32 protein-coding genes are annotated in these 25,898 nt (G+C 51.5%); 22 read left to right on the top strand and 10 right to left on the bottom strand.

Going from position 1 to position 25,898, the window contains the following annotated elements; genetic code table 11:
* Positions 1-54 precede the first annotated feature (54 nt).
* Both Q0X64_RS11210 and Q0X64_RS11205 read left to right on the top strand, forming a co-directional pair.
* Positions 55-549: a YbaK/EbsC family protein gene (locus Q0X64_RS11210; RefSeq protein ID WP_297812923.1), complete on the top strand. Its 495-nt coding sequence runs from the start codon at positions 55-57 to the stop codon at positions 547-549.
* A gap of 84 nt (positions 550-633) precedes the next feature.
* On the top strand, positions 634-1,575 hold the full coding sequence (locus tag Q0X64_RS11205) for a hypothetical protein (RefSeq protein WP_297812920.1): 942 nt from the start codon (positions 634-636) through the stop codon (positions 1,573-1,575).
* A gap of 7 nt (positions 1,576-1,582) precedes the next feature.
* Here the strand turns inward: Q0X64_RS11205 and Q0X64_RS11200 are convergent, their stop codons facing one another.
* Positions 1,583-3,943 carry a mechanosensitive ion channel domain-containing protein gene (locus Q0X64_RS11200; RefSeq protein WP_297812916.1) on the bottom strand — a complete coding sequence of 787 codons (2,361 nt, stop codon included), beginning with the start codon at positions 3,941-3,943 and terminating at the stop codon, positions 1,583-1,585.
* 154 nt (positions 3,944-4,097) lie between these two features.
* On the opposite strand from Q0X64_RS11200, the gene Q0X64_RS11195 reads away from it, so the two are divergent.
* From Q0X64_RS11195 to Q0X64_RS11155, 9 genes are all read left to right on the top strand, one after another.
* A complete protein-coding gene (locus tag Q0X64_RS11195) occupies positions 4,098-4,760 on the top strand; it encodes a DUF2238 domain-containing protein (protein WP_297812886.1) in 663 nt (220 codons plus the stop codon).
* 27 nt (positions 4,761-4,787) lie between these two features.
* Positions 4,788-6,005 (top strand): MFS transporter, encoded by a 1,218-nt coding sequence (locus Q0X64_RS11190; RefSeq protein WP_297812884.1) that lies wholly within the window; start codon positions 4,788-4,790, stop codon positions 6,003-6,005.
* A 325-nt stretch (positions 6,006-6,330) separates the two neighbouring features.
* Complete coding sequence (locus tag Q0X64_RS11185; protein ID WP_297812881.1) at positions 6,331-6,612, top strand: hypothetical protein; 282 nt, start codon at positions 6,331-6,333, stop codon at positions 6,610-6,612.
* Between the two features lie 117 nt (positions 6,613-6,729).
* A complete protein-coding gene (locus Q0X64_RS11180; RefSeq protein WP_297812878.1) occupies positions 6,730-7,722 on the top strand; it encodes a DUF6635 family protein in 993 nt (330 codons plus the stop codon).
* A gap of 153 nt (positions 7,723-7,875) precedes the next feature.
* Positions 7,876-8,790, top strand: a complete 915-nt coding sequence (locus Q0X64_RS11175; RefSeq protein WP_297812875.1) for a hypothetical protein — start codon at positions 7,876-7,878, stop codon at positions 8,788-8,790.
* Positions 8,791-8,884: 94 nt separating this feature from the next.
* A complete protein-coding gene (locus Q0X64_RS11170; RefSeq protein WP_297812872.1) occupies positions 8,885-9,094 on the top strand; it encodes a hypothetical protein in 210 nt (69 codons plus the stop codon).
* 100 nt (positions 9,095-9,194) lie between these two features.
* Complete coding sequence (locus Q0X64_RS11165; RefSeq protein WP_297812869.1) at positions 9,195-9,554, top strand: VOC family protein; 360 nt, start codon at positions 9,195-9,197, stop codon at positions 9,552-9,554.
* 265 nt (positions 9,555-9,819) lie between these two features.
* A complete protein-coding gene (locus Q0X64_RS11160; RefSeq protein WP_297812866.1) occupies positions 9,820-10,242 on the top strand; it encodes a hypothetical protein in 423 nt (140 codons plus the stop codon).
* Positions 10,243-10,377: 135 nt separating this feature from the next.
* Positions 10,378-10,824: an ABZJ_00895 family protein gene (locus tag Q0X64_RS11155; RefSeq protein ID WP_297812863.1), complete on the top strand. Its 447-nt coding sequence runs from the start codon at positions 10,378-10,380 to the stop codon at positions 10,822-10,824.
* Positions 10,825-10,972: 148 nt separating this feature from the next.
* Here Q0X64_RS11155 and Q0X64_RS11150 read toward each other — a convergent pair whose 3' ends face one another.
* Both Q0X64_RS11150 and Q0X64_RS11145 read right to left on the bottom strand, forming a co-directional pair.
* Positions 10,973-11,413 (bottom strand): hypothetical protein, encoded by a 441-nt coding sequence (locus tag Q0X64_RS11150; protein WP_297812861.1) that lies wholly within the window; start codon positions 11,411-11,413, stop codon positions 10,973-10,975.
* A 62-nt stretch (positions 11,414-11,475) separates the two neighbouring features.
* Entirely contained in the window at positions 11,476-12,108 is a 633-nt protein-coding gene (locus tag Q0X64_RS11145; RefSeq protein ID WP_297812858.1) for an SDR family oxidoreductase, read from the bottom strand.
* Positions 12,109-12,413: 305 nt separating this feature from the next.
* On the opposite strand from Q0X64_RS11145, the gene Q0X64_RS11140 reads away from it, so the two are divergent.
* From Q0X64_RS11140 to Q0X64_RS11125, 4 genes are all read left to right on the top strand, one after another.
* Positions 12,414-13,232: a ParA family protein gene (locus Q0X64_RS11140; protein ID WP_297812855.1), complete on the top strand. Its 819-nt coding sequence runs from the start codon at positions 12,414-12,416 to the stop codon at positions 13,230-13,232.
* A 53-nt stretch (positions 13,233-13,285) separates the two neighbouring features.
* The gene (locus Q0X64_RS11135; RefSeq protein WP_297812852.1) at positions 13,286-13,744 is read left to right on the top strand and encodes a hypothetical protein; all 459 of its coding nucleotides are present in this window, start codon (positions 13,286-13,288) and stop codon (positions 13,742-13,744) included.
* A 127-nt stretch (positions 13,745-13,871) separates the two neighbouring features.
* Entirely contained in the window at positions 13,872-15,257 is a 1,386-nt protein-coding gene (locus Q0X64_RS11130) for a PepSY domain-containing protein (protein ID WP_297812849.1), read from the top strand.
* 93 nt (positions 15,258-15,350) lie between these two features.
* Positions 15,351-16,370, top strand: coding sequence for a sodium:calcium antiporter (locus Q0X64_RS11125; protein WP_297812846.1), 1,020 nt, complete (start codon positions 15,351-15,353; stop codon positions 16,368-16,370).
* A gap of 857 nt (positions 16,371-17,227) precedes the next feature.
* On the opposite strand, the gene Q0X64_RS11120 is transcribed toward Q0X64_RS11125, so the two are convergent.
* A complete protein-coding gene (locus tag Q0X64_RS11120) occupies positions 17,228-17,497 on the bottom strand; it encodes a hypothetical protein (protein ID WP_297812843.1) in 270 nt (89 codons plus the stop codon).
* Between the two features lie 227 nt (positions 17,498-17,724).
* On the opposite strand from Q0X64_RS11120, the gene Q0X64_RS11115 reads away from it, so the two are divergent.
* Complete coding sequence (locus Q0X64_RS11115; protein ID WP_297812840.1) at positions 17,725-18,573, top strand: hypothetical protein; 849 nt, start codon at positions 17,725-17,727, stop codon at positions 18,571-18,573.
* Between the two features lie 156 nt (positions 18,574-18,729).
* On the opposite strand, the gene arsB is transcribed toward Q0X64_RS11115, so the two are convergent.
* From arsB to Q0X64_RS11095, 4 genes are read right to left on the bottom strand one after another with little or no spacing between them, the layout of a single operon-like run.
* A complete protein-coding gene (arsB, locus tag Q0X64_RS11110; protein WP_297812838.1) occupies positions 18,730-19,776 on the bottom strand; it encodes an ACR3 family arsenite efflux transporter in 1,047 nt (348 codons plus the stop codon).
* A complete protein-coding gene (locus Q0X64_RS11105) occupies positions 19,773-20,180 on the bottom strand; it encodes an arsenate reductase ArsC (protein ID WP_297812836.1) in 408 nt (135 codons plus the stop codon). Before Q0X64_RS11105 ends, arsB begins: the two co-directional genes overlap by 4 nt.
* Positions 20,180-20,665: an ArsI/CadI family heavy metal resistance metalloenzyme gene (locus tag Q0X64_RS11100; RefSeq protein WP_297812834.1), complete on the bottom strand. Its 486-nt coding sequence runs from the start codon at positions 20,663-20,665 to the stop codon at positions 20,180-20,182. Before Q0X64_RS11100 ends, Q0X64_RS11105 begins: the two co-directional genes overlap by 1 nt.
* Before the next feature lie 19 nt (positions 20,666-20,684).
* Positions 20,685-21,035 (bottom strand): metalloregulator ArsR/SmtB family transcription factor, encoded by a 351-nt coding sequence (locus Q0X64_RS11095; protein WP_297812831.1) that lies wholly within the window; start codon positions 21,033-21,035, stop codon positions 20,685-20,687.
* A 121-nt stretch (positions 21,036-21,156) separates the two neighbouring features.
* Between Q0X64_RS11095 and Q0X64_RS11090 the strand changes: the two genes are divergently transcribed.
* Entirely contained in the window at positions 21,157-21,819 is a 663-nt protein-coding gene (locus Q0X64_RS11090; RefSeq protein ID WP_297812829.1) for an SDR family oxidoreductase, read from the top strand.
* A 115-nt stretch (positions 21,820-21,934) separates the two neighbouring features.
* Positions 21,935-22,402, top strand: a complete 468-nt coding sequence (locus Q0X64_RS11085; RefSeq protein WP_297812826.1) for a VOC family protein — start codon at positions 21,935-21,937, stop codon at positions 22,400-22,402.
* Here Q0X64_RS11085 and Q0X64_RS11080 read toward each other — a convergent pair whose 3' ends face one another.
* Positions 22,403-23,149, bottom strand: coding sequence for a ferredoxin--NADP reductase (locus Q0X64_RS11080; RefSeq protein ID WP_297812824.1), 747 nt, complete (start codon positions 23,147-23,149; stop codon positions 22,403-22,405). It abuts the gene before it with no gap.
* Between the two features lie 86 nt (positions 23,150-23,235).
* On the opposite strand from Q0X64_RS11080, the gene Q0X64_RS11075 reads away from it, so the two are divergent.
* From Q0X64_RS11075 to Q0X64_RS11065, 3 genes are read left to right on the top strand one after another with little or no spacing between them, the layout of a single operon-like run.
* Positions 23,236-23,703: a GNAT family N-acetyltransferase gene (locus Q0X64_RS11075; protein ID WP_297812823.1), complete on the top strand. Its 468-nt coding sequence runs from the start codon at positions 23,236-23,238 to the stop codon at positions 23,701-23,703.
* On the top strand, positions 23,696-24,094 hold the full coding sequence (locus Q0X64_RS11070) for a hypothetical protein (RefSeq protein WP_297812820.1): 399 nt from the start codon (positions 23,696-23,698) through the stop codon (positions 24,092-24,094). Before Q0X64_RS11075 ends, Q0X64_RS11070 begins: the two co-directional genes overlap by 8 nt.
* Positions 24,095-24,096: 2 nt before the next feature.
* Positions 24,097-24,468 (top strand): lysozyme inhibitor LprI family protein, encoded by a 372-nt coding sequence (locus Q0X64_RS11065; RefSeq protein ID WP_297812817.1) that lies wholly within the window; start codon positions 24,097-24,099, stop codon positions 24,466-24,468.
* A 96-nt stretch (positions 24,469-24,564) separates the two neighbouring features.
* On the opposite strand, the gene Q0X64_RS11060 is transcribed toward Q0X64_RS11065, so the two are convergent.
* Complete coding sequence (locus Q0X64_RS11060; RefSeq protein ID WP_297812815.1) at positions 24,565-24,993, bottom strand: hypothetical protein; 429 nt, start codon at positions 24,991-24,993, stop codon at positions 24,565-24,567.
* Positions 24,994-25,385: 392 nt separating this feature from the next.
* Here Q0X64_RS11060 and Q0X64_RS11055 point away from each other — a divergent pair, with 392 nt between their 5' ends.
* Positions 25,386-25,853, top strand: coding sequence for an aminoacyl-tRNA deacylase (locus tag Q0X64_RS11055; protein ID WP_297813286.1), 468 nt, complete (start codon positions 25,386-25,388; stop codon positions 25,851-25,853).
* Positions 25,854-25,898: the final 45 nt, after the last annotated feature.

Raw genomic sequence — 25,898 nt, 5'->3', positions numbered from 1 at the left:
CCAGTATCCTTAAGTCTTTCAAAAATCACAGTCAACAAACCAGCAGGAGCTACCATGAGCGACAGCATTTCTTCCCCGGTCACTGAACTACTATCAGCCAACGGTATCGATTATCAGCTTATTGAAATTCCACTGACCGAGGATAAAAAGCCGATCCGCAACCTGGAAGAACTTCTGCGTAACCAGGGGCATGACCCGAACTCTGTCGTTCGCAGCCTGCTGTTTAAAACCAGCTCGGATAAGTTTGTTTTGCTGGGCGTAGCCGGCGGTGGCCGCGCTGACTGGGGCACATTACGCAAGCACCTGGGTGAAAAGAAACTGCGTATGGCCGAGTTTGATGAGGTGCCTGAAGCCACCGGTTATGTAGTGGGCGCGGTGCCGCCAGTGGCGCTGCCTGAAGAGATTATCGTGTTGCTCGATAACAGCGTCGATGACTTTGACAATGTGGTGATCGGCAGCGGTGTGCTGGGCTACGCACTGGGCCTGAAAACCGCCGATCTGAAATCGCTGATGAGTGGTGTGGATCAAGGGCAGTTCATCAAAGCCTGAACAATTTGACAGGTATTTCAGGCGGTTGAACCTCGGCCCCGGTTTGCAGTCCTAACTAATGCCCTGCAAATAAAGGTGGTCATTATGTTTCACCGCTTGTCTCCCCTGATATACAGCCTCGGCCTGATCTTGGCCACTGGCCTGCTGCCCGCCGCGACTTATGCCGATAACAGCGGCTGGTCGCGAGAGTCCCCGGCTTCACGTTCCTGGTCAAGACAGGACCCGGGGGATCGAAGCTGGTCACGCGGCCAGCATCATTCACATGGCATCAGTCGTGGGGATCATCACAGTTACGGCATCACTGGCCGCCCCGAGTATAAACAACGTCAGCATAGCCACAACAAGCCACAGCGTGACCGCCACCATAAAAAGCATTATCGGCATTACAACGGGCCTTCGGGAGGCATTCGCGGCCATCGCTCATTTGGTTACAGCGATCCTCATCCACGCCGTAAGTATCATCACCATGACAAAAACCGCGGGCTGATTTATCGGGGCAACGGCGCTGGTGTGAGCATTTATTATGCGCCGTCGACTTATCGTGATTATCGTTATGAACGCGAAACAGTGACCGGTGGCACATACCGACCCAGCCGATCTGTTCAAAGGCCGCCTGTCGACCGTGGTGTTGATCCCTGGCGGGCACTGGCCGACTATCAAATTAACACTGCCCGTTATGCCTTTGAGGCACAGATCCAGCAACAGCCGCATGCTTCGCTGCCGCGTATCGGGCTGGCTTTGAGTACGGCTTTATCCGGAGACTTGAATGCCGGCGCCTTTGCCATGGAAGATGCCTGGCTGTCGGATACGTCGGATGTGCGTTATTTCCGCCCCGGCGAGCCACTACTGTTGGTGGTAGAGGAACTGCTGCTCAGTTACCAGGGTGATGCGATGATGACTGCCTCACTGCTCTACCTGAGTGGTCGCTATGACGACGCCAACCGTGCCCTCGACGTGGCGGCCAATTACTGTCAATCCTGTTCATCGGTTAACAGTCTGGGCCGCCTTATCGACGAGGCACGCTGATCAGGCTTTATTCGCCATCATCAAAATCGCCCTTCTCGGTGGGATTGGACTCGGCTGATTTGTCAGCGCTTTTTGCCTTTTTCTGAGCGCCAAGTTGCTCGACCTGGGCATCATTGACCACTTCCACCTCATTGAGCATCTTGAGCGGCATGGCGGGTGCCTGTCCCTGCTTGTCCTCACCGAAGTAAAGCGTGAGATGCGGGAACGGAATTTCGATACCGGCAGCATCCAGATGACGTTTGACCAGACGGTTGTACTCACGGCCAACTGCCCACTGATTGCCCGGCAGCGTCTTGATGCGGACACGGATATTCACTGAGCTGTCTGCCAGCGCTGTGACACCATGCACTTCCAGTTCGTCAGAAAGGATTTTCTCACGCTGCTCATCAATCGACAGCAACTCGGCAAAGGCCTCACGCAGCTTAATCACGACCTCATCGGTATCTTCACGATAAGCCACACCATATTCACCCACATGGTAAGCAAACTCACGCATGTAGTTGGACACGGTATCCACCGAGGAGAAAGGAATCACATGATAAGTACCAGACAAATCACGCAGCCCCAGTGAGCGGATAGTCAGCTTTTCCGCGGTGCCTGTCAGGCCACCGGCAGTGACAATATCACCGGCATTAATGGCATTTTCCATCTGGATAAACACACCGGTGATGACATCCTGCACCAGTTTCTGAGCACCAAAACCAATGGCCAGACCCAGAACACCAGCACCGGCCAGTAATGGCCCGATATTAATGCCGATTTCCGACAGCACAATCATCAGCGTCATCACGATAATCGCGATAGCCGTGGCGTTACGGAAAATCGTCAGCAGGGTTTTCTCGCGGGCACTGGGCTCACCCCGGCCTTCTTCAGGATTCAAGCGGTGCTCAATCCAGCTAGCCAGCACCATCCAGAACAGAGTGGCAGAAGCCAGAATAAACAGCACTGAAATAATAGTCGACAGCACATGCGTGCCTGCCGGTGAGGCCAACCATGTCGGTAAATCCACTGCGCCCCAGGCGTCCAGCACCGCACTGATCACCATCACCAGAATGATGCCTTTCAGTACCTTGTTCAGGGTCGGCAGAAACTGGTTCAGCCGCTGTTCAAAGGTGGACAGGCGGGCACTGATCATCGCAGGTACCTTAACCTGCTGTCCCAGCGTGGCCTGTAGCAGACCAATCAATGACATACCAATCAGCACGGCCAGCACGGTCTGCAGCGTTGCCATCAGCATCTGCGGCAGAGCCTGTTCAGGCTGAATCAGCAGGGCCGCGGACATCGCCAGGAAATACAGGTAAGCCAGCCAGTGCCAGCTGCGGGATAAAACGCCCAGCGTCACTCGCGTCATGGAGAAATTCGCTTGTTGTGACAGCTTTGAAAGCCCATCACGAACATGGTCACGCTGACGTCTGACCACGGTCAGCGCAAAGCTCAGCGCGACCAGCACGATCAGAAGATTAGTCAGGGCACCCAGTTCCGCCGAAAGTTGATTACTGATGACTGGCACCACCAGCAGCGTGCCGTAACCAACCAGGCTGACCAGCGAAGTAATGAAACCACTCCAGAAACGGGCTGTGGGTGTGGTCATCGGTAACAGTCGCAGGCTGTCATCGCGGGCCGCAAACACCGCACGAACCAGCACTTTAAAGAACTCGACCGCGAGGAACACATTGAGGAAAAGGGTCTGCACCACGGTGACTTCGCCCATCTCACCGACAAACAGCAAGGCTGCCGCGTAACCTGCCAGCCAGGCCAGCAGTACCACCACCACATCGGTAATCACACCAAGCACAATCGCACCGGCTTTAATCATCAGCGGGTTGCTGCCGTTATTGTTAGCTACCATGGAGTCGGCACGGCGGAAAAGCAGCCGCGCCAGCACGCGCAGCACCATATAAGTCACGATAGTCGCAGCGATAACCACAGCGAGTTTGAGCAGGGTACTGATAAAGCTGCCCACTTTATTATTATCGCCAGTCACCAGAACAGTCATCGCTGACCAACTGCTGGTCAGGGTAGTGACCATCACTTCAACCACGGATTGAGTCTGCTTGGCGACATCAGTGGCCGCATCATCAACCTGAGCGGATGCATCTACGCTCTGTTGGTCCTGAGCTTCGCCACTTCCCTGTTGCTGGCTTTGCTGCTCACCCTGCTCAGATAAATTACGCAATTCTTCAATCAGCTTATCGCGACTGGCCGGATCGGAGAGCACATCGGCAAGCGCCTGATAGTTATTTGCCCCTGAGTCACTATTGGTAGCAGCGGCTGTAGCGCCTGCCTGCAGCGGGTTGGCAAACAGCAAAATACTGCTTAAAAGCAGCACAGACATGGCTTTGAAGAAACTCACGGCTGGTGTATTCAAAATCAATCTCCCTGCATGATTTAAAGGTTGTGCGACAGATAAACGGTCACAACCATAACAATACGGCCATGACAAAACAAACCGCGGCGGCGACCGGTTTAACTTTCTCAAGGGACTGATTATGATGAGGTGAGTTCACCGATAACGGAAGAAAATGGACGAGTCCACGCTCCACAGCCGCTTGACAACTTTGCTACAAATCATCCTGCTTGCCGGGGCTGTGGGCGCTGTCTGGGAACAGCAATGGTTCAACGCCGTCATTATCAGCGGCATTATTCTGATTACCCTGTTGCCGCAACTATTGGCCCGGCGTTTTCATGTTGTTATCCCCGCCGAATTTCAGCTCCTCACCATCGGATTTGTGTTTGCTTCCCTGTTTCTGGGCGAGGTGCACGGTTACTACACGCGCTTCTGGTGGTGGGATATCGTGTTGCATACCAGCTCCGGGTTTTTGCTGGGCATCATCGGTTTTTTGCTGGTCTATGTGCTGAATGAAACCGAGCAGATCCAACTCAAGATGCGCCCCGGCTTTGTCGCCTTTTTTGCCTTTCTGTTTGCGTTGGGCACCGGGGCAGTGTGGGAAATCTTCGAGTTCACTGTAGACAGCCTGTTCGGCACCGATATGCAGAAAACCATGCTTGGCGACAGCAGCGGCCTCACTGATACAATGTGGGACTTGATTGTCGATACAGTCGGTGCACTTATCATCAGCGTACTCGGTTATGGCTACCTCAAGGCCAAGCGCGATGAATCCTTTCTCCGCCGCTGGATCCGCAAATTTATCAAAAGTAATCCACGCCTGTTCAGACAAAGCTGACAGCCTGATTTCACTGTAAGGATAAAAATGGACTCGGATACACGTCTTGGTTACGGCGGCCTGTTAAGTCGTCATTTCGGCCTGATCGCGGCTGCCTGGCTGGCCGTGTTTACCGGCAATCTGGGTCAGAGCTTTTTTATCGGGCTGTTCCAGGCCGATATCAGTGCCTACCTCGATATTTCTGCCGGTGAATTTGGCAGTATTTACGCCGCCATTACCATGACCAGTGGCTTTCTGGTGATGCATTTCGGACCCAAGATCGACTGGGTTGCACCGCGCCGTTATGTATTGATGGTGTTATCTGTTCTCTTTATCGGCGTACTGATGCTCACCCTCTCACCCTGGTGGGGACTCGCTGTTTTCGGCCTGGGCCTACAACGCCTTTGTGGTCAGGGTTTGATGACCCACTTCGGCAGCACCTTAGCGGGACGCGAGTTTGCCCTCAATCGTGGCAAGGCTCTGGGCCTGGTCAGCCTGGGCATGCCATCCGGTGAAATCATTCTGCCCCCAGCCATCGCTCTGTTAGTGGGCGTCTTGAGCTGGCAGCAAATCTGGTGGGGCCTGCTCGTGGTGCTGGCGCTGTTATGGGGCTTATTACTTTTGTTTGTTGACTGGCCTGAAGCCCCCAGAAAGAAAAAAGATAAAAACAGCCACCAGGATAAAGGCCCGTCACCCATGCGTGAGCGTCGCTTCTGGATGCTGATACCCATGCTCATGATCCTGCCCATCACCCTGACCGGTATCTTTATCTACCAGGCGCAAATGACCGAAGATCTGGGTGCCACTGCCACCGCCTATGCCTTTGCCCTGACCGGACTGGGGATTTCCCGTTTTCCTGGTGCGCTGCTCGGTGGCCGCTGGATAGATGAGTTTGGCGTGACAGCACTGGCCCGCCTCTACCTTCTGCCGTTTGCACTCGCCCTGCTCGCTGCTGTGCTGGTCGGCGGCAATGCTGCGATTTGGATCATTATGCTCGGCGCGGGGACCGCTTTGGGTATGTCCTCCCCCATCGGTGACAGCCTGCTGGTCAGACTCTGGGGCCGGGAACACCTGGGCCAGGTGCGCTCCTTAAAATCAGCCTTCTTGGTGTTCTCAACCGGCCTGGCCCCGGCCTTTTTAGGCTATATGCTTGATGCCGGTGTCCGCTTCCAGTCCATCCTGATTGGCATGCTGGTGATTCTGATCATTGCCTGGCTGATGGCGCAAGGGCCTATTCGGGAGGCGCATAACAGCCCCGCTGCCTGATTCAGTTGCGCTATCTTATTGATTGTGAAATAGTTCACAAAACGGTCATCAGTTACTACGCTGATTTTATAAGGATTTAATTCTAGCAACTTCACCAGAAAAGGATTTCTATTATGGTTTCAAACCGGTCATTTCCTAGCTCTCACCACCAGCAATTAAAGAGGCCTTGTTCCTCTTTAGCACCCTATCTATTTTCAGCTTCTTATTTCGCCATAAAATCAAGTAATTACAAAGCATCAATCTTTGCATGAGTAATTATGATCTATTCACGCTAATCATTATTATGAGGCCAGCGGCCTCATAAACAGACTGTTAGGAGTTACACATGAAGAAGATTCCATTGATTATTGTTGTAGCTATTCTTAGTGGTTGTGCTACCTCAAACACAACGTATCTCCCAAGTGGGGAGCAGGGGCACAGTATTGATTGCTCGGGCACTGCCTTGACATGGGGTAAGTGCTATGAAAAAGCTGGTGAATTATGTGGTGCCAAAGGGTATGAGATTATAGCGGGAGGCTCGGAAAAAGGTGCGGTTATTAGCGCCGATCAAGGTACAGTTTTTGGTAGTACAGTAATGCAGCGCTCAATGCTAGTAAGGTGCAAGTAGCACTCCTAACAAGCGCATGTTGTTGGCCCCTGCGGGGCTGGGACCTCGGTTCCGCTGCGCTTCACTACGGCCCCAAATGAGGGTGTTAGGCGCACAGGAAATGGGGGGGGGAAGAGATTGAGAGGACTACACAAAAAGCTTAATGAAGATGAGGTGCTTGCCATCATCAGAAAAGCAATTACCGCTGCTTCTGAAAGCTATATTTGTGAGCGGGAAAATCGTATTGGTGAGTTCGTTCGCCGCCATTATTCTTTCCGCGGAGCGCTGAAGATTCACAGCCACGCACTTGGTTGGGATGTGGTTCGTGTGCCGGTCAACATCATCTGGTCGGTTGCAAACATCTTCCTCGCGCTGGTTGGATTCGTTGCCGGCCTTATCAGGCTGAAAAAGCTACAGCACTGGATTAGGAAAATTCCCCCAGGTTGGGAAACTGATATGGATCGGCAAATTAGTTGGCTCATCGTCACCGAGCTTCTGGAACTTCCGTATCAACAGGGTCAAAACAGTAGCGACAAAGATGCTTTGATGACAGAAATTCTCAAAGATCCGGATTTACGGTCGTTGCTAAACGAGGTTCTTGATACATTCTCTGAGCCTGCCAAATCGCCTGAGTTCAGAGACAAGCTTGACGCAAAGCTGGCTGAGTATGGCGCAACTCGCACAGCATCATCAGACTTGGCAAGCAACGCCATGCTACTGGTAACTAGCAAAATTGCCCTTGGCCAGGCCTCATTTGGCACACTTAGTGCTGGGACTGCAGTTTCTGCAACTGTGGCGAACTCCGCGGCCGCATCCAACTTCTGGTTGGGTTCAACGGCTGGTTCATACTACTACGCGGTTTTTCCGGTTGCGGCTTCCGCTAGGCTGTTTGTGGCTGTCACAGCTGCTATCGCTATTGTCCTTGCGCTTGTATCAACGTTCATTGGTATTTTGACCGATCCACTACAGGCGAAGCTTGGAATTCATCAGAAGAGGTTGAAAAAGCTGGTGAGTGCGGTTGGGAGCGACCTTAGCGGCAAAGCGGGTACAGACTTCAATCTGAGGGAAAAGTATGCCGGTCGGCTTTTCGACATAATTGATGTCTTATCTACCGTTGGGCGTTCGATGTGAGCGGCGTTAAGGCAGGTGAGTGTGCGCCTAACAAATCGTTGCAGCTGAACTCAGGAGTTAATGTTCAAGACGGAGTAAACCTCATTGTTCGAGCATAAGGATATAGATAAGTACTCTTTCAAAGATATTCCACTAAATCAGGACTGTGTCTTGATGAGTGAGAAGTACATGGAGGAATTTAGCAATGCTCTTGTAAGCATGCTTGAAGGTAAAGACAACAGTCCCCACGAGGTTGGTTATGTAACTTTTGTCGCCGGAAGACAGATAAACGATAACTCACTTGATCTTTCGTGGTACCCAAATACTCACACGAGATTTCACGAAGTCTCTATAAGTTTACCAAAGGACAGAATTATAACTTGCATAGGTTGCTGGCAATATGATCTTAATCCTTACATATTTGTCAAAGACGATTGGCTAGAGCGCCTATATACAAGGGAATACTCAGTTTTTGCTCTCATTGATGCCATTGGCGTTAAAGAGGCAATTCGAAACAACTTGCTTACTAAGGAGTTGCTTGTTGAACTGCGTAACAGAATAGATGCCCTAGCAGAACAACATAGTGACATATCGTTTATTTCATTCGCGGATAGCCTGATTCTAAAAAGCAATTGGTCTGTCGGTTATTTCCATAAAGGAATCGAGTGCTCTTACGAGCCTGAGTCAATTCTTAAAATAATTTGCGAGATACGAGAAATATACCGTGATGTTTTAGGGTTGGATATATATTCCGTAGTAACTCAGGGTAGTAATGAGTATTACGAAGAGCCTCTTCTACATATATCACAATCAAAGAATCATATTTGCTTGAATAGCTTAGGAGTCCCATTCGCTGAGTTACTTGCGATTGAGAGTGCAGCAAAGTCTGCAATAAAGAACGGCACGCATGGCCCTTCAGAGCTCTATATGGATGAGCAGTATTACCATTCTCTTAACTTCGAATTTGAATACGGGAAGAACGATAAACCAAAGAATACTTACAGAGCCATCATGAAAACCGAAGTCCCGAATTACTTTTACGCATCTTGTAGCGATATTATGCTGAACCTAAGGTCAGATGATGAATAACATTAACAAGGCCAGCCAGAGGGACGCAGCAAAGCGGCACCCTTGCTGACAGCCTTAAGTCGTCATTTCTAGTTAAAGTTAAGGACAATTCTCAATGCCAGAAATCAAAAGCATAACAATAGATGAGCTTGATCATTTGGGCATAGACGAAGATAACAACCTTTATTGGCATGGGAAACCCGTGCATATAAAACAAAAAATTGAACTAGAAAGTTGGCTGAATATAGCCATCATTTCAGGCGCGATATCAACTGTTGTTATAGCAATAATCGAAGTCTTACGGTTTTTTGGCTATGGCTCATAAACAACCTGATGAGTAGCTCATACTCACCGTCGGCCAAGGCATACTCCGCAGGACTACGTAAAATGAGCTTGGTAATACGTCAAGCATAAAGGACAGCTCGATGAAGGAAACAGGAAAAATCAATTATGTCGAAATGCCATCACGGGATCTTGAGGCGACGAAGGCATTCTTTACTTCGGCTTTTGGCTGGTCGTTTGTTGATTATGGCACCGACTATGTAGCGATTGAGAATGCGGGATTAGATGGCGGCTTTTACAAGTCAGACCAAATAGCTTCACCTGAGAAAGGCAGCGTTTTAGTCGTGCTCTACAGCTCAGAGCTTGAGGCAACACTTGAAGGCGTTATCTCAGCGGGCGGTATGATAGTTAAAGATATATTCGATTTCCCCGGCGGTCGGCGGTTTCACTTCACCGATCCCAGTGGGAATGAGTTCGCTGTCTGGTCTGAGCCCGTTGCCTGAGAATGCTGTTAACATCACTGTCAGTGTCCGGCCGACCTCTTTGGCTCAGCCTCTATTCACACACCATGGAGACATACGTCCTGGTAACCTTAACTCAGTTCCACCTAACAACGCTGTGTAAGCCAACCTTCCAACTGAGAAAGGAACCTCAATGAATTCAAATGCTTTTCGTATGATTCCCGCCGCTGCAGTAGCTTTAGCGCTCCTGGCAGCGATTGTTTCAACGGCTGTTTCAGCACAGGACCTGGCAAAGGAACTACAACAAATGTCTATGGACTGTCGTGCTGCAAACAGCGAATGCTATAGCACGTGCGTCAGACCCGCTCGTAATCTGGCGCGTGGCTATGAGGCGTCTGACGCCGACATTGAGGCCTGTCGAATTGGCCATGCCAAGCTTGAGCCAGTAGCCAAACCTGAGACCTGGAAGCCAGTGTACGCGCCTATTCCGGATGTGGTGGGTGTGTTTCGCGGGGCCCTGGTGGCTGCACAAGGCCGCGATGACTGGAAGCGTTACTGCGGCTCATCAGCTTTAATCGGCGATATCAACTCGCCTACACCGTGGTCTGTTCCCAAGGGCGCCACCGTCAGGGTAACCGGGGTTCGGTATGTCACCAACCCGGTTCAGAGCTTTGACAGGAAAAAAACGGCTTGCCTTGCTGATAGCGTTGAGGTGATCTCGAAACCGTGATTGCACTAGCCTCATCAAACTACTCCAGACAGTGACGAATAGTCAGGTTTAAAGCAAGAGCACCCAGTAGAGCACAGCTCCCGATTCAGGCTGCATCTCCACTCAAAATTTAAAAGCATCAAAAGGAATTATTGAATGACACAGGACGTTAAACTCAGCAAATATATCCTCAGATTTGGGTTGGTCAACCTAGCCCTCCTTATTGTCTTATCAATCGTGTCGGCGTTACTGGAGATAGAGTCTGGGTCAGGCGTGACAATTGGCGCTCTGATGGGGGCAGCTATATTCGCTGTGGCAAAATTTATTCAGGACAACAAGCGCGTTCCAACCTCATCAGAAAAAACAAAACTCGTCTGGTTTTCCTATCTGACTTCATGGCTGGTTTCACTGCTTATAGTGAGCATTTTTGTGACACTGACAAGTGAACATTATCAAGTCATCAATTTCATGAAATCCAATCCATTAATCTTGATCGGGATACTGGCTTTTCTCACTGTATTTTATGTAGGTGTTCTTTATCTATCTTATGGATACCTGGCAAGAAAACAGTTCGAGAGTATGAAAAAGAGAGGGAAAATCTAACAATATCCTGAAGCGGACTGCTAGAGAATCAGAGTCTCAACCAGCCTTGATGCAGGTGATTTCGAAGAGCCGTTCACAGACCTCGTTTGAAATTGGCTGCTAGCCAGAAACCTGGCCAAGTTTAATTGTTAATACTGACTCACAAACCTTACATCAACCCACTGCAACGCATTCTGAAAAAACCATCATGGCGTTTGAATGTGAGCTTTTTCTGGTTGGCATTTTTGTAACTCAATGAGTCTTCTTTCACCGTGACATCGGTAAAGGTAATGGTTTCGCCTGATTCCGTTTCTTCATACTTATTGAAATCACTACGGGTTTTCGGCATCTGGATTAATGCTGATTTATCTAACTTCCAGGTGCCGGTTGTTTCATCGACCCAGATTAATTTTTTTGTCTGACACAGCATTTTCTGAGAAAGGTAGCTGTTGTCTTCCCTGAGTTGAAGCAACCACATAGTCGATTCAGACATACTGGTATGAATATTCGCATACCATGTGCCAATAAGCGCATCTTTGCTTGGTTCAGCCTTGACTGATATTGAAATTAATAAGGTTGAAGCAATAAGTAGCCACTTTGAAGATTTCATTTTTTCTCGTCCCTATTTTCTAATTGAATCCGCTGTTGGAAGCCGTGATACTCGCTCCCCACCTACCAGCTCAGTTCTGGGTCAACACACTGATAGACCTGACCGACACTCTCTGCTTTGTTGAGTAACATTTCAGCCAGCCTTGCCACTTCACTGCGGTAAATCAGGCCATGAACTTCCTGATGCTGTGATAATTGGCCTGTGTGAGTCACTTCACCGTCTTTCAGGCCACCGGGGCGAAGGATGGTGTAATCAAGGGTGCTGGTCTGCAGCCAGGATTCGGCCAGCGATTTCTCCCGTACGGCTGCACCAAAGCCCTGCTTGGATCGCGCTGAAAGATACTGCCAGGAGTCGCCGCAGCCCAGTGATGTCACCAATAGAAAGCGCTGGATAGAATTGGCTTCCAGGGCATTGATAAGATGACGATGACCGATGTAATCGACCGGAACTTCAGCCCGGTAACTGCCCATGGTTGAGATAACCCAGACGTCTTTGGGCAGCTTGGCAACGGTCTGTTCGACCTGCATCTCATCGGTGGCATCACAACTGAAGCTGTCCAGATTCAATTCAGCCAGGCGTGGATTTCTCGACGGGTCACGGGCGACAGCGATAACGTTGTAGCCCGCATCATGAAAATAATCCAACATTGCCGCGCCCAGACCACTGGCGGCACCGAAGACAACAACCGTTTGCATATCAACTCCCTGGATAATGAGATAGTCAGTGTCACGCTTTGCCGGCTAAATTACCAGCGGTTCGTCTGACCAGCGGCGGGGATTATTGCGTTCAAGCCGATTTTCGCCATTTCAGAACTCAGATCAGCACACCGATACATCAAAAATCTTTTCTCAGTCACGAAACCATTTAAATCAGTTTTTAATTAATATTCAGTAACTTGAGTTATACACCTAATTTAAAAGTTAATATTATCTTGCAAACGCCTAAAAAGCGGTTTAAATTTTGTCACAAATAGTTCAGGGAATATTGAGAGGAACTCGCTATGAAAACATGGGCGGTAGCCAATCAGAAAGGTGGGGTAGGAAAAACCACAACGGCTATCAGCCTGGGAGGCTTACTGGCCGACCAGGGACAGCGGGTTCTGTTAATTGATATCGACCCACAGGGTTCGATGACTTCCTACTTTGGCCATGATCCTGAACATATTCATACAAGCAGCACCAATCTGTTCAGCACAGATAAAATCCGCCGCAGCGAAGTGCAGGCCTTGATTCGCCCCACCAACAGTGAAGGTCTGTATTTGATGCCGGCCAGCATCGGCCTCGCTACGGTTGAACGCAAAGCCACACAGGGTGGCATGGGGCTGAAAGTGACACGAGCCATTGCTCAGGTCAGTCATGATTTTGATCATGTCATTATCGACAGTCCGCCCGGACTCGGCGCTTTGATGATTAATGCCCTGGCCGCGAGTGATCACCTGCTGGTTCCTGTACAGACCGAGTTTCTGGCACTTAAAGGCCTGGAGCGTATGCTCAGAACCATCACTATGGTGACCAAATCTCTTAAGCAGGCGTTGGACTACACCATCATCCCCACTATGTATGACCAGCGAACACGGGCCTCAGTGCTGACGCTGGAAACTCTGCGTACGGATTATGCCCAGCACACCTGGTCTTCGGTGATTCCGGTGGATACGTCTTTTCGTGAAGCCAGTAAACAGGGTGAAACGCCATCGCGTTACGACAGCCAGAGTCATGGTGTCAGAGCATATCAGGCATTACTTGAGAGGCTGCAACAAGCGCCATCGAAACAAGATGATTCTTTCATCATTCCTGACCTTCCTGCCCGGCGGGCTTCTTAAGCCAGTCGCAGGCAGCTTGTGAGAGCACACGGCAACCAGGCAAAGACAAATCAATGAATATCGCCTATCGCACTTATCTCTACACCCCAGAAAGCGAGCGAATCAAGCTGGTTCCCAACGGCTATCTGTCGAGTATCACTTCCAGGCAGCGGGTTTTGTGGAAAAATGCCAACCAGGATATTCAACTGATTGAAGCACAGATTGTGGCAGATAAAGACGGGGCTGAAGTGTTACGCAGCATTAAGCTCTGGTATCTGACTCTGGATGCTGAAGGCTATCTGGCCAAACGCCGGGTCAATCAATTCGACGCTGCTGAGCTGAAAAAGATTGAACAGGACTTTAAGCTGCAAAACAATGACAGGCTGGTTCAGACATACATCGATGGCCTGTTCAGTGATGAGCCTGCTGAAGCTGAGCTAATCAAGCAGTCCGAAACTATCACCAGCCGAATCTGGACCGTGTTCAAAGCCCTGAACCCTGAGATTTTTGCCAGTTCGCCTGCTTATATCTAACTACCCGCTTAATCCCTCTCTCAATAGAAAACCGCTGGACTTGGGTTCAGGCGACGTTTAAGCTTGCCGTTGCTGCTGATTTCCCCGAGCTGATTAATCTAAATTTCCCCACAAGACAAAATCTTAAATGAACACTGCTAACTCTACTGCCCCACGTGATGGTGCTTTTTACCGCGCACTCTGGCGCTGGCATTTTTATGCCGGGCTGCTGGTGATGCCATTTCTGCTGGCGTTGTCGGCGAGCGGCCTGATGATGCTGTTGAGCAAGCCTGTCGATAATTGGCTGATCAAGGATATGACCCAGGTCAGTGTTGAAGGTGATGCGCTGCCCGCGACAACATTGCTGGCGACAGTTCGCGAGTCATTTCCTGACGCCAGAGTGAAGCTCTATATTCCGCCATCTGAACCGACACAGTCGGCTCAGTTTTCGCTGGTTGCCCATCACGCTGGCGGTCATGGCGGCCACGGTGCGCCCAGCACCACGGCTTTTGTGAACCCTTATAACGGCGAAGTACTGGGCACCTATGATCCGGGCGATAGTATTTATTCGGCGATCAAAACCTTTCACGGCAAGCTGTATCTGGGCGACCTGGGTGACAGTCTGATCGAGATTGCTGCCGGGCTGGCGATATTGATGGTGCTCAGTGGTATTTATCTGGCCTTTCAGCGTCAAAGCTGGCGCGATATGTTGCCACGAGCCCGTTTAAGCAGTCGCACCGACTGGCGTCGTCTGCACGGTTTTATTGGTCTTGTACTGGCGCTGCCACTGCTGTTTTTCCTGCTCTCGGGGATGTCTTGGACCAATATCTGGGGCGGAAAACTGGTGCAGGCCTGGAGTTCGGTGCCCAGCACCAGCTTCGTTGCCCCGGCAACAGAAACCACGCATCAAAGTATGAACCATGAGGGTATGGAACATGTGCCCTGGACGCTGGAACAGACGCCGATGCCACAATCGGACAGTGCGCCTGACAAGCCGAAAGCGCTGGACCTGGATCAGGTAGCGCAGATGGCTCAAGAGCAGGGTTTTGACAGCTTCCGTGTTCACCTTCCGGCCGATGACACCGGTGTGTGGACGATTTCTACCACTACCATGGCCGGCGATCTGACCAATCCGCTGCAAGAACGTACTTTGCATCTGGACCGTCACTCCGGTGAGGTATTGGGTGATGTCCGCTTTGCAGATTATCCACTGATGGGTAAGGCCATGACAGCGGGCATTCCCCTGCATCAGGGGGATCTGGGACTGTGGAATCTGATCACGAACCTGGTGCTATGCGCACTGGTGATGTTGATGATTGTCGGCGGTACCGTGATGTGGTGGAAGCGTCGCCCGCAAAAAACCCGCGCTATTGTCCCGCCACCCGCACATCCCGCTGCCAATAGAGCCGTGGTGGCTCTGATGCTGGTCGTGGCCTTGCTGTTTCCGCTCTCAGCGGCAGCCATAGCGGTCATTATCGCCGTAGATTTAGTGCTGATCTCAAGAGTCGAGCGACTACGGCTGATTTTCAAGTAAGCGCAGGGGTTTTGAAAAACACCATAATCAAGCAGAATCGTCCTCAGACATTTTGATTATGGACTTTCAACAGCACGGGGGTTAAACACCCGCATGTTTTCATCATTGCTGCTCAGCATTATTGCGTTTGCCTTGGCGGCAGTCATTATCGTCGCCGCTGGCAGCCGTCTGGCGGGACTGGCCGATGAACTGGCTGACCGCACCGGTATGGGTGAAGCCTTGTTCGGTATTCTGCTACTGGCGGGGGTGACTTCCCTGCCTGACTTCGCCGCGACCTTAAGTGCAGCAATGGATGCCCGCCCCGATCTGGCAATGAGTAATGTGATGGGCAGTATGGCAGTGAACCTGGCCTTTCTGGGCATCGCTGATATCGTTTACCGCAAAGCCAACCTGGAACATGCCGCTGCCTCGCCGGTGAACCTGATGCTGGCCGGGCTGCTGATCGTTCTGCTTACCCTGCCCCTGCTTGCCATTGTGACGCCGGTCTCATCCCAGTGGCTTCTGCATCCGGTCACTTTTGTGATCATTATTGCCTATCTGTTCGGCATTCAACTGGTGCGTCACACCGAGGCCAAACCGATGTGGTTTCCACGGCGCACAAAGCAAACTGTGCCGGATAGCCCCAAACAAAAACGCAGTGGCAGTCTGCTGGCAAGATGGCTGTTGTTTGTGGCGCTGGCGGTGGTCACCGGGCTCGCCGGTTGGACCCTGATGGAATCCGCCAAACTCATTGCTGATGAGACCGGGCTCTCAGACACGCTGGTCGGTGGTCTGCTGACCGCGCTGGTGACTTCGGCGCCTGAGCTGGTGACAACCATCGCGGCTATTCGCTATGGCGCACTGACCCTGGCGGTCAGTAATATCTTTGGCACCAACTGCTTTAATATGCTGGTCGTCGCTGCGGCGGATGTTGCTTATCCCGATGGGTCAATCTATTCAGCAATGGCACCGCTGCAGATGACCTGGGGATTGGTCAGTATTCTAATGACCGCCATTTTGCTGATGGGTATGGTGCGGCGTGAAACCTATGGCATTGGTCGCATCGGTTTTGAAAGTGCGCTGATTCTGGCGGTTTATGCTGCTGCGATTGGTATGATTGTGGTGAATGCTTGAGGCTTTTTCTGGCGGTCTTGGGGGGGGGTGAATATCAATGATGGTGCGTGGAATTGAGATCTGGATCTGGACTGCCGCGTCGCTAGCGCTCCTCGCAGTGACATTTTCTCTAAGTCCCGTCATTGCGAACGAAGTGAAGCAATCCATGCCACAGCTCAGCAATCAAAACTCACAAGTACAATCAGCCCGGGATTTAATATAGATCGGGGCTGGACTGCCGCGTCGCTAGCGCTCCTCGCAGTGACATTTTCTCTAAGTCCCGTCATTGCGAACGAAGTGAAGCAATCCAGGCCACAGCTCAGCAATCAAAACTCACAAGTACAATCAGCCTGGGATTTAATATAGATCGGGGCTGGACTGCCGCGTCGCTAGCGCTCCTCGCAGTGACGATTTTTCCTACGTCCCGTCATTGCGAACGCAGTGAAGCAATCCAGGCCACAGTTCAGCAATCAAAACCCACAAGCACAAACAGCCCGGACTTGAATATAGATCGGGGCTGGACTGTCGCGTCGCTATCGTTCCTCACAGTGACGATTTTTCTAAGCGCCGTCATTGCGAACGAAGTGAAGCAATCCAGGCCTCAGTTCAGCAATCAAAACTCACCAGTACAAACAGCCCGGACTTGAATATAGATCGGGGCTGGACTGCCGCGTCGCTATCGTTCCTCACAGTGATGATTTTTCTAAGCGCCGTCATTGCGAACGAAGTGAAGCAATCCAGGCCTCAGTTGAGCAATCAAAACCCACAAGCACGACCAGCCCGGACTTGAATATAGATCGAGGCTGGACTGCCGCGTCGCTATCGCTCCTCGCAGTGACGGTTTGTCTTAGAGGTTGGTGCGCTGTCATCAAGTCAGGCTATGTCGATGACAGCCGCGTGGGCTCGTATTTTCCGCTGTCGAACAGGATCAGCTCCCAACTATCAAGAATGACATCATGGCGCAGAATATATAGCGCATCATCATCTCCACGTAGTTTGTAATAGCCATGAGAAGGATCCAGCCAGCGATCCAGGATTTCGCTGACCAGGATTTGTCTGTCGCCATAAAAGAAACGGCCGGGCTCTTGTTCCGCCCGATAATCAGCCAGACACTCCACGTAAATGCCGGGGTTTTGCCTGTTACTCATCATCCCACTCCTTTCAGATCGCCGATCTGATGATATGGCTGGCACGTGACTTCTAGCCTGCGTATCGTCCATTATAACGACAAAATGGATGAGTGAAATTTAATCAGACGCTGAATAGGCTACTCATCACCCCAGGTGCTGATGAAGCCTGAAGCTGGTTGACCAAGCCCATGGCATGTCACAATCAGTCCTATGCTTTATTGCAATTAAGGAAAAGGTGGCGCGCCATGTCAGAGGCTTATCAACACCTGCTCACTTCGCTGCAGGAGAACCGCAGCGCCGGTGCAACCGAACTGGCTTTGCTGACCTTATCGCGGCTCAAGGACTGTCTTTTCGAGACTGGCGAACAAACACCCGAACAGATTGAAATGATCGTGGAAGATCTGAGCCATGCCCGCGCCAGTATGGTGCCGCTGGGCAATGCCCTGCACCGCTGGCAGCAGCGCCTTGATCCCGGGGCTGATAACTATCGGCAGCAATACCTGGATGGTTTGCTGAATGTTTATCGCCAGCTTGCTCAGGCATCGGAACAAGTTGCTGAAAACGCAGCAGAGCTGATTAAACCCGGCATGACCGTGATGACCCATAGCCGCAGTTCACAGGTGATGGCAATGTTCGAACAGCTGCTTGAGCGACATATGGATTTCAACGTGATTATCACCATCAGCGCGCCGGGGAATGAGGGGCTGATGGTTGCCTCACAACTAAACCGTATGGACGTGCCGGTCACGGTAATTACCGATGCCGAAATGGGCCAGACCATGCCCAATGTGGATATGAATATCGTCGGCTGTGACAACTGGCTGAGTGACCATCACTTTGTTAATAAAACCGGTACCCTGCTACAGGCGCTGGCCGCACGCCATTTCGGCAAACCGTTCTGGGTGCTGGCCGACAGTTTCAAGAACAGTTTGCAGACCCATCAGACTGTGAGCCTGGAAACCCTCCCTCTGGATAAGCTAAACCTGCCCGGAGCAAAAGGTATCAGTGGCAATAATACCTACTTTGAAGTGATTGCCACCCGGCTGATTACGGGCCGTGTTGAGGAGCATGGCTTGTTGCCGATACGAGAGTAAGCTTTCTGTCGGCTGGCTGGGGTGATTTAGGGACAAGTGGTGATTGTTTTAAGCACGGTACTGGATTGCTTCGTCGTACCTCCTCGCAATGACACCCCTCTGTCATCGCGAGGCCACAGGCCGCGGCGATCCAGTCCCAGTACTTACAACATGCCCCTAAGCAAACCGTGCAAACAAAGGCTTGGTTTTGATCGCCAGAGCCACCAGTGACAACATCACCGGTACTTCCACCAGCACGCCGACCACGGTAGCCAGCGCTGCACCAGAGTTGAGGCCAAACAGGCTGATAGCCACCGCCACTGCCAATTCAAAGAAGTTAGAGGTGCCAATCAGGGCAGCGGGAGCGGCGACATTGAACGGTACTTTCCACAAATAGGCCCAGCCATAGGCAATGGCAAAAATGCCGTAGCTCTGAATCAATAAAGGGATAGCAATTAAAACAATCACCATTGGCTTGGCGAGAATGGTTTCGGCCTGAAAGCCGAATAACAAGGTCACGGTCGCCAGCAGACCCAGAATCGACCAGGGTTTGACCTTCTCGGTAAACTCGGCAATCTCGTGGTGATCGTTGCTTTTATCCAGCTTACGGCGAGTGAAGTAACCGGCCATCAATGGTGTGACCACGTACAGCACCACCGACAATAACAACGTCTCCCAGGGCACGATAATATTGGTCATCCCCAGCAGAAAGGCAGCTATTGGCGCGAAAGCGAACACCATAATGATGTCGTTGATCGACACCTGCACCAGCGTGTAATTGGCATCACCGCGCACCAGCTGGCTCCAGATAAACACCATCGCGGTACAGGGCGCCACGCCCAGCAGAATCATGCCAGCAATATATTCCTTAGCAGTTTGCGGATCGACCAGGCCGGCAAACAGGAACTCGAAGAACAATATCCCCAGCCCGGCCATGGTAAACGGCTTGATCAGCCAGTTGACCACCAGCGTCAGGCACAGGCCTTTAGGCTTTTTGCCAACATCCTTAATAGAGGCAAAGTCGACATTGACCATCATCGGGAAAATCATCAGCCAGATAAATACGGCAACGGCCAGATTGACATTGGCAAATTCCAGCGCGGCAATCTGCTGAAAGACACCGGGAAAGAACCAGCCCAAACTGACACCGGCGATGATGGCCAACGCAATCCAGACTGATAAAAAACGTTCAAAGACGCCGATCGGGGCGCTCGATTCGCTCATGGTAGCTCCTGTTCGATACGTGTTTTGAGCATGTTGAAGGCTTCATCAAAGGCGGCTTCAATGTCCGCTTCAGTGCCCTCGGCCTTGGCGGGATCAGGTGTGCTCCAGTGCAGTCGTTTGAAATCGCCCATAAAAGCCGGACAGGCTTCATTGGCTGCGTTATCACACACCGTGATCACATAATCAAAAGCCGTATCAGCAAAGTCATCCCAGGACTGACTTTTTGGCTGACCGGGGTCGATGCCGTGGCGTTTCAGCGTTTCAATCGATTTGGGATGGACATAACCGGCAGGCTGACTACCCGCACTAACGGCCTGGTAGTCGTCTTTAAGTTGATTAATCAGGGCTTCGGCCATGACCGAACGGCAGGAATTACCCGTGCATAAAACCAGTACTTTTTTCATCAGCAGCATCCGGAATTGTTGTTATCAGAAGGTTCACAGCAGTCACTGGCGGCCGATACCACAGGAATATTGACTGGCGTACAGCAAGCACTGTCAGACTCGTTTTTCTGCTCGGAGAAAAGCTGGGCTTCCCCCATGGTGCGATAGGCTTCCCAGGCAATTCCGGCCGGATCTTCAACCCAGGACTTGTCGGACTCGGCATAGCAGCACACCGTTTCGCCTTCATCAAAAGTGCTGATATCCGCTTCTGTCAGTTGATCACGCAGGGCAGTCAGCTCAACGTCATCTTCGACCTGCAGGCCCAGATGATCGAGGCCTTGTTTGCCACTGCGGGTTGAGATGGCAAAGTTCAGCTTTGGGTCAGTCAATTCCCACTTGGCGTAATCGTCTTTTAGTTTGCTCGGTTTTGCAGCGAACATCGCTGAATAAAAGCGAACGCCCTGCTCTATATTGTCCACACCGACGTGGATATGCATGGTTTTCATGGTTTACCTCGCTGGCTTTTCAGCAGCAGTTTGATAGTTGAATAATAGAACAGCCGGTTTTTTCATCTTCCCGAATCTGTGCCATATCGCGGCTACAGCAATCTTTCACCATAAAGCTAATCAAAGCGTTCATGGCTTCGAAATTGGCCGCGTAAATCACGGAGCGGCCCTGTTTTTGTGAGGTCACAATGCCGGCATGTGATAACTGGTTGAGATGAAATGACAAGGTGTTGTGTGGTGTTTGCAGTTGTTCACTGATGGCTCCGGCTGGCAGGCCTTCGGGTCCGGATTCCACCAGCAGCCGGAATGCCTTCAGGCGGGTTTCCTGAGACAGGGCATCAAAGATCACTGTGGCTTTTTGTATTTCCATATTTCCAGAATAATGGACATTTATATTTTATGTCAACATTTATCGACATATAACGCATCATGATAGTGCTTTTCAGGCGTGATAATCTGTCATTAACCGAGTCAAAGCAAAGGAGTCCGCTATGGATAAAACCCTGGTAATCGGAGCCAATGGCCAGATTGGTAAGCAACTGATCGGACTGATGGCACTGGCGAAAATGCCAGTCAGGGCGATGATCAGAAATCAGGAACAGGCTCAAATCATGGAAAAACTGGGCGCTGAGACTTATCTTGCCGATCTGGAGCAGCCTTTGCCGGATGAGGCCTTTGCCGACTGCGATAAGGTCGTCTTCACCGCTGGTTCGGGCGGTAAGACCGGACCGGATAAAACCATCCTGATTGACCTGTGGGGCGCGGTGAAAGCCATCGATATGGCGCATAAGCATAAGGTCAAACAATTTGTCATGATCAGCAGCCGTGATGCCGGTGACCCGGAAAACGGCACCCCGGCCATCAAGCACTACAATATCTGCAAGCATTTTGCCGACAAGCATCTGCTGGAAAGTGGCGTCCCCTACACCATTATGAGGCCCGGTCGTTTGACGGATGATGCCGCCACCGGGCGTATCACCACACAACGACCGCTGAACAAGGATGAACAAATCATCTCCCGCGCCGATGTGGCAGCCTGTATTGTGCAGTGCCTGGATCACTCTGAAGCCATTAACCAGATTGACGAGCTTTACCAGGGAGACATGCCCATTGCCGAGGCTTTTATCAAGGCCGTGCGGGGACGGCTGGGATAAGTCACAGGCAATGGCTGGACTTAATCATCGATCATTAAGTCACGCATTATCTGCGCTTCACCAGCTCCACGTCACCCCGACTGGCGGCTGAGAGCGGCGCATAAGGGAGGGAGTAATGGACAAGATTTCGCCTTGTTTATGGTTTGACGGCAATGCCGAACAGGCTGTGGCCTTTTACTTGTCAGTGTTTGATGGTGAGGAAATAGACAGGCTTTACTACAACAGCGCTGGCCCGGGACCGGCTGGCAGCGTTTTATCGATCAATTTCCGCCTGTATGGTCAGACTTTTATCGCCCTCAATGGCGGCGATGAAGTGAGCTTTAATCATGCCCTATCGCTGTTTGTGAACTGTGATCATCAGCAGGAAATTGATCAGTTGTGGGACAGACTACTCGCCAATGGCGGTCGCAGCCTGCACTGTGGCTGGGTGCAGGATCAGTTCGGTGTTTACTGGCAAATTGTGCCGCGATCACTGGATACTATGCTGCAGGATAAACAGCGGGCACCGGCTGTCATGTCAGCTTTGCTGAAGATGAGTAAACTGGACCTGCCCGCCTTGGAAGCGGCCTACCAGCAGGGCTGACTACCAGTATTTCTCAATACTGATGTGCCCCGGCTCGCGGCGGCTGTGCTTGGTCAGTCCATAATTATCTATCAGAAGGTCCATGGTCTCCTGAATCATTGCCGGGTTGCCGCATAGCATAATCTGGCTGTCCTCCGGCGTGATATCAAGCCCGGTCCAGTGTGACAACTTACCATCTTCTATTGCCTGGGGAATGCGACCGGACAAGGCGAAATCACACTGTTCACGACTCACCATGGGCACATAGACAAAGCTTTCCGGCTGCTTGGCCTGAACTTCGGCAATGGTGTCCTGATAGGTCAGCTCATCCTGATAACGCACGGCATGTACCAGCACCACTTTTTCAAAACGCTGCCAGGTCTCGGCATTTTTAATGATCGACAAAAACGGGCCAATGCCGGTACCGGTAGACAGCAGGTAAAGATGTTTCGCCTCGGGCAATTGATCCACGGTCAGTAGCCCAGCGGCTTTGGGCGCAAGCTGAACGGCATCCCCCGCCTCAAGTCTGGCCAGGTGCGGAGATAGCTGTCCGCCAGGCACCTCGATAAAATAAAAATCCAAGGGTGTCTCATCAGGTGCATTGACCAGCGAAAAAGGTCGAATGACCTGTTCACCATCAATGTCCAGTGCCAGGCGAGCAAATTGTCCGGCTTTGAATTCCGGGAAATCCGCCTGCAAACGTAAAGAATGCAGCCGTTCATTCCACTGCTTGTTTTCAACGACGGTCGCCTCAAGCCACTTCGCCATGTTGCCTCCATTTAAAGGGATTCTTGGACTCATGCTACTATCAATCGACCCCGGAAACGAACCCGCGTTCACCGACAGGAAAAATCATGACTGCACTGCATTTCAGTCTGGCCAGTAATAACGATATTGATGCCATCGTGGCACTACTGACAGCCCTGTTTGAACAGGAAGCTGATTTCAAACCGGACCCACCCCGCCAACAACGGGCAGTGCGTGACCAGCTGGCACACCCCGAGCAGGGAGAGATTTTACTGGCCCGCCAACAACACCAGGTGATAGGCATGGTCAGTCTGCTTTATTTACCTTCCACCGCCATGGGTGGCCGGGTTGCACTGCTGGAAGATATGATTATCAATGAAAACTTTCGAGGTAGCGGTTACGGCAGACAATTACTCAGTGCGGCTATCGCGCATGCCCGCAAGAGAGACTGTTTGCGCATCACCCTGCTCACTGACAGGGATAACAAATCAGCACAGCAATTCTACCAACAGCAGGGTTTCAGCTTTTCCGCGATGGTGCCGATGCGGCTCAGCCTGGAGCAGGATAATGGATAATCTCAGCCCCCAGACATGGTGGGCGATTTTCAAACATGTGCGCCGCTGGCTTGCCAACCTGAACCGGGCCAGTCAGGCACGTCAGCAACAGTCAGTCAAAGCACTGCAGAATGTGGTGCTGGCTGCCAGGGAGACCAGCGTTTACCTGCGCCAGATCGAAAACGGACAGGTTGACCACAGTAGTGAAAAGGACCTCGCCCTGGTCTGGACCCGGCTTGGCTTTGAATTGGAAGAGTTGGGTTTGAACAAGCTGGCCAAGCGCTGCCATATTACTGGCAAGCACTGGGCCGAACCGGATTTTTATGATGCCACTTTTCTGCAGCAGGCCGATATCAGCCTGGAAACAATGGAAAAGCTGGCCAGACAGATTTTATTTACTCTCAAACAATAACCATGATGTTCAGAATTATTTTGTTATTTGTGCTGTTCGCTCCATCCCTCACCCAGGCTCGGGCTTTGTGTCCGCAGACAGTAGGTGAGCAAGCCATGAATCAGTGCCTGGATACCAAGCTTGAGCGGGCGGTGGATGAGTTGGACAGCAACCTGGATCACATCAGGCAAAAATTTGCCGGCGACCCGGATCTGCTGCAATTGATTGAGCTGGGCCAGAAAAACTGGGATGCCTACCGTAAGCGTCAGTGTCAGAGCGTATTTATGATTTACAGCCAGCCCCGTATTCAGAATTTGATGACCATGAGCTGCGCCATTCAGCTGGCCCGTGAGCGTAATCAGATACTGCGTGAGACCTATCAGCTTGGGGATTGATAATTGAGATCTGACTCATTGGGTCAGCGGGTTATCAGATAGTTATTTGCTATGTCTATGTGAGCATGGTCATTCAGTAAGCCCGGCTGCTGGCGCTTAATTTGGGTTATCAATTGAGCACTGGAACTGGATGGCTTCGTCGTACCTCCTCGCCATGACAGACTCCGTCATCGCGAGGTCGCAGGCCGCGGCGATCCAGTAAAGCCAACAGGCTTTTGACCTGCACAGGGTGAACCATTTCGCTCCGGACTGGATGGCTTCGTCATACCTCCTCGCGATGACATGTCCCGTCATCGCGAGGCCGTAGGTCGTGGCGATCCAGTAAAGCCGATAGGCTTTTGGACTGCACTGGGTTAACCATTTCGCTCCGGACTGGATGGCTTCGTCGTCCCTCCTCGCCATGACATGTCCCGTCATCGCGAGGCCGCAGGCCGCGGCGATCCAGTAAAGCCGTGAGGCTTTTGGACTGCACGGGTTTTGCCATTGCGCACTGGACTGGATTGCTTCGTCGTCCCTCCTCGCCATGACATGTCCCGTCATCGCGAGGCCGCAGGCCGTGGCGAGCCAGTAAAGCCGGCAGGCTTTTGGACTGCACGGGTTTCAACTATTGCGCACTGGACTGGATGGCTTCGTCGTCCCTCCTCGCCATGACATGTCCCGTCATCGCGAGGCCGCAGGCTGTGGCGATCCAGTAAAGCCGGCAGGCTTTTGGACTGCACGGGTTTCAATAATTGAGCACGGGACTGGATGGCTTCGTCGTGCCTCCTCGCCATGACATGATCTGTCATCAGGCATCCTGCGCCCCGCCGGTCATATACTTCTGATTTGAATGGGTATATTCTGAACTTAGCTGCTTTTCCAGCAGCGACGTATTAGCTGGCATTCAGGCTCTGAATGCCGGCTGGGAGGGTAACGTGATGATGATGTCTGACGTTGTCAAAACTTATCTGGATGATCGTGGTATCGACTACAAACTCAGCGCCCACCGTAAAACGGCAACCAGCCGTCAGTCAGCCGCCGCCGCACATGTAAAAGCCAATCAGGTGGCGAAAGCCGTGCTGATGAATCATGGCGGCGAGTATCTGATGGTGGTGGTACCGGCTAACAGCCGCGTTGATAATCGCCGTATCGACAAAGAAATGGGCACGCATTATCAGCTTGCCCCGCAGAATCAGGTTGAGTCGATGCTCAATGACTGTGTGCCCGGTGCCATACCGCCGATTGGCCGTGCCTATGGAGTGGAAACGCTGGTTGATGATTCATTGGCCAGCCTCACCGATGTCTATTTTGAGGCCGGTGATCATGAGCATCTAATCCACGTCAGTGGTATCGACTTTCACAAGCTGCTCAGCGATTGCCGCCACGGTCAATACAGCATTCACTAAGTTCAGCAGATAAGTGTTATTTCTTGTCCCCGGGGGCGTTATGCT

It is taken from the genome of uncultured Methylophaga sp. (genome assembly GCF_947259025.1).
Lineage (GTDB): Bacteria > Pseudomonadota > Gammaproteobacteria > Nitrosococcales > Methylophagaceae > Methylophaga.
Note: the sequence above shows the minus strand (reverse complement) of the source record. Positions and strands in the feature narration are given on the sequence as shown.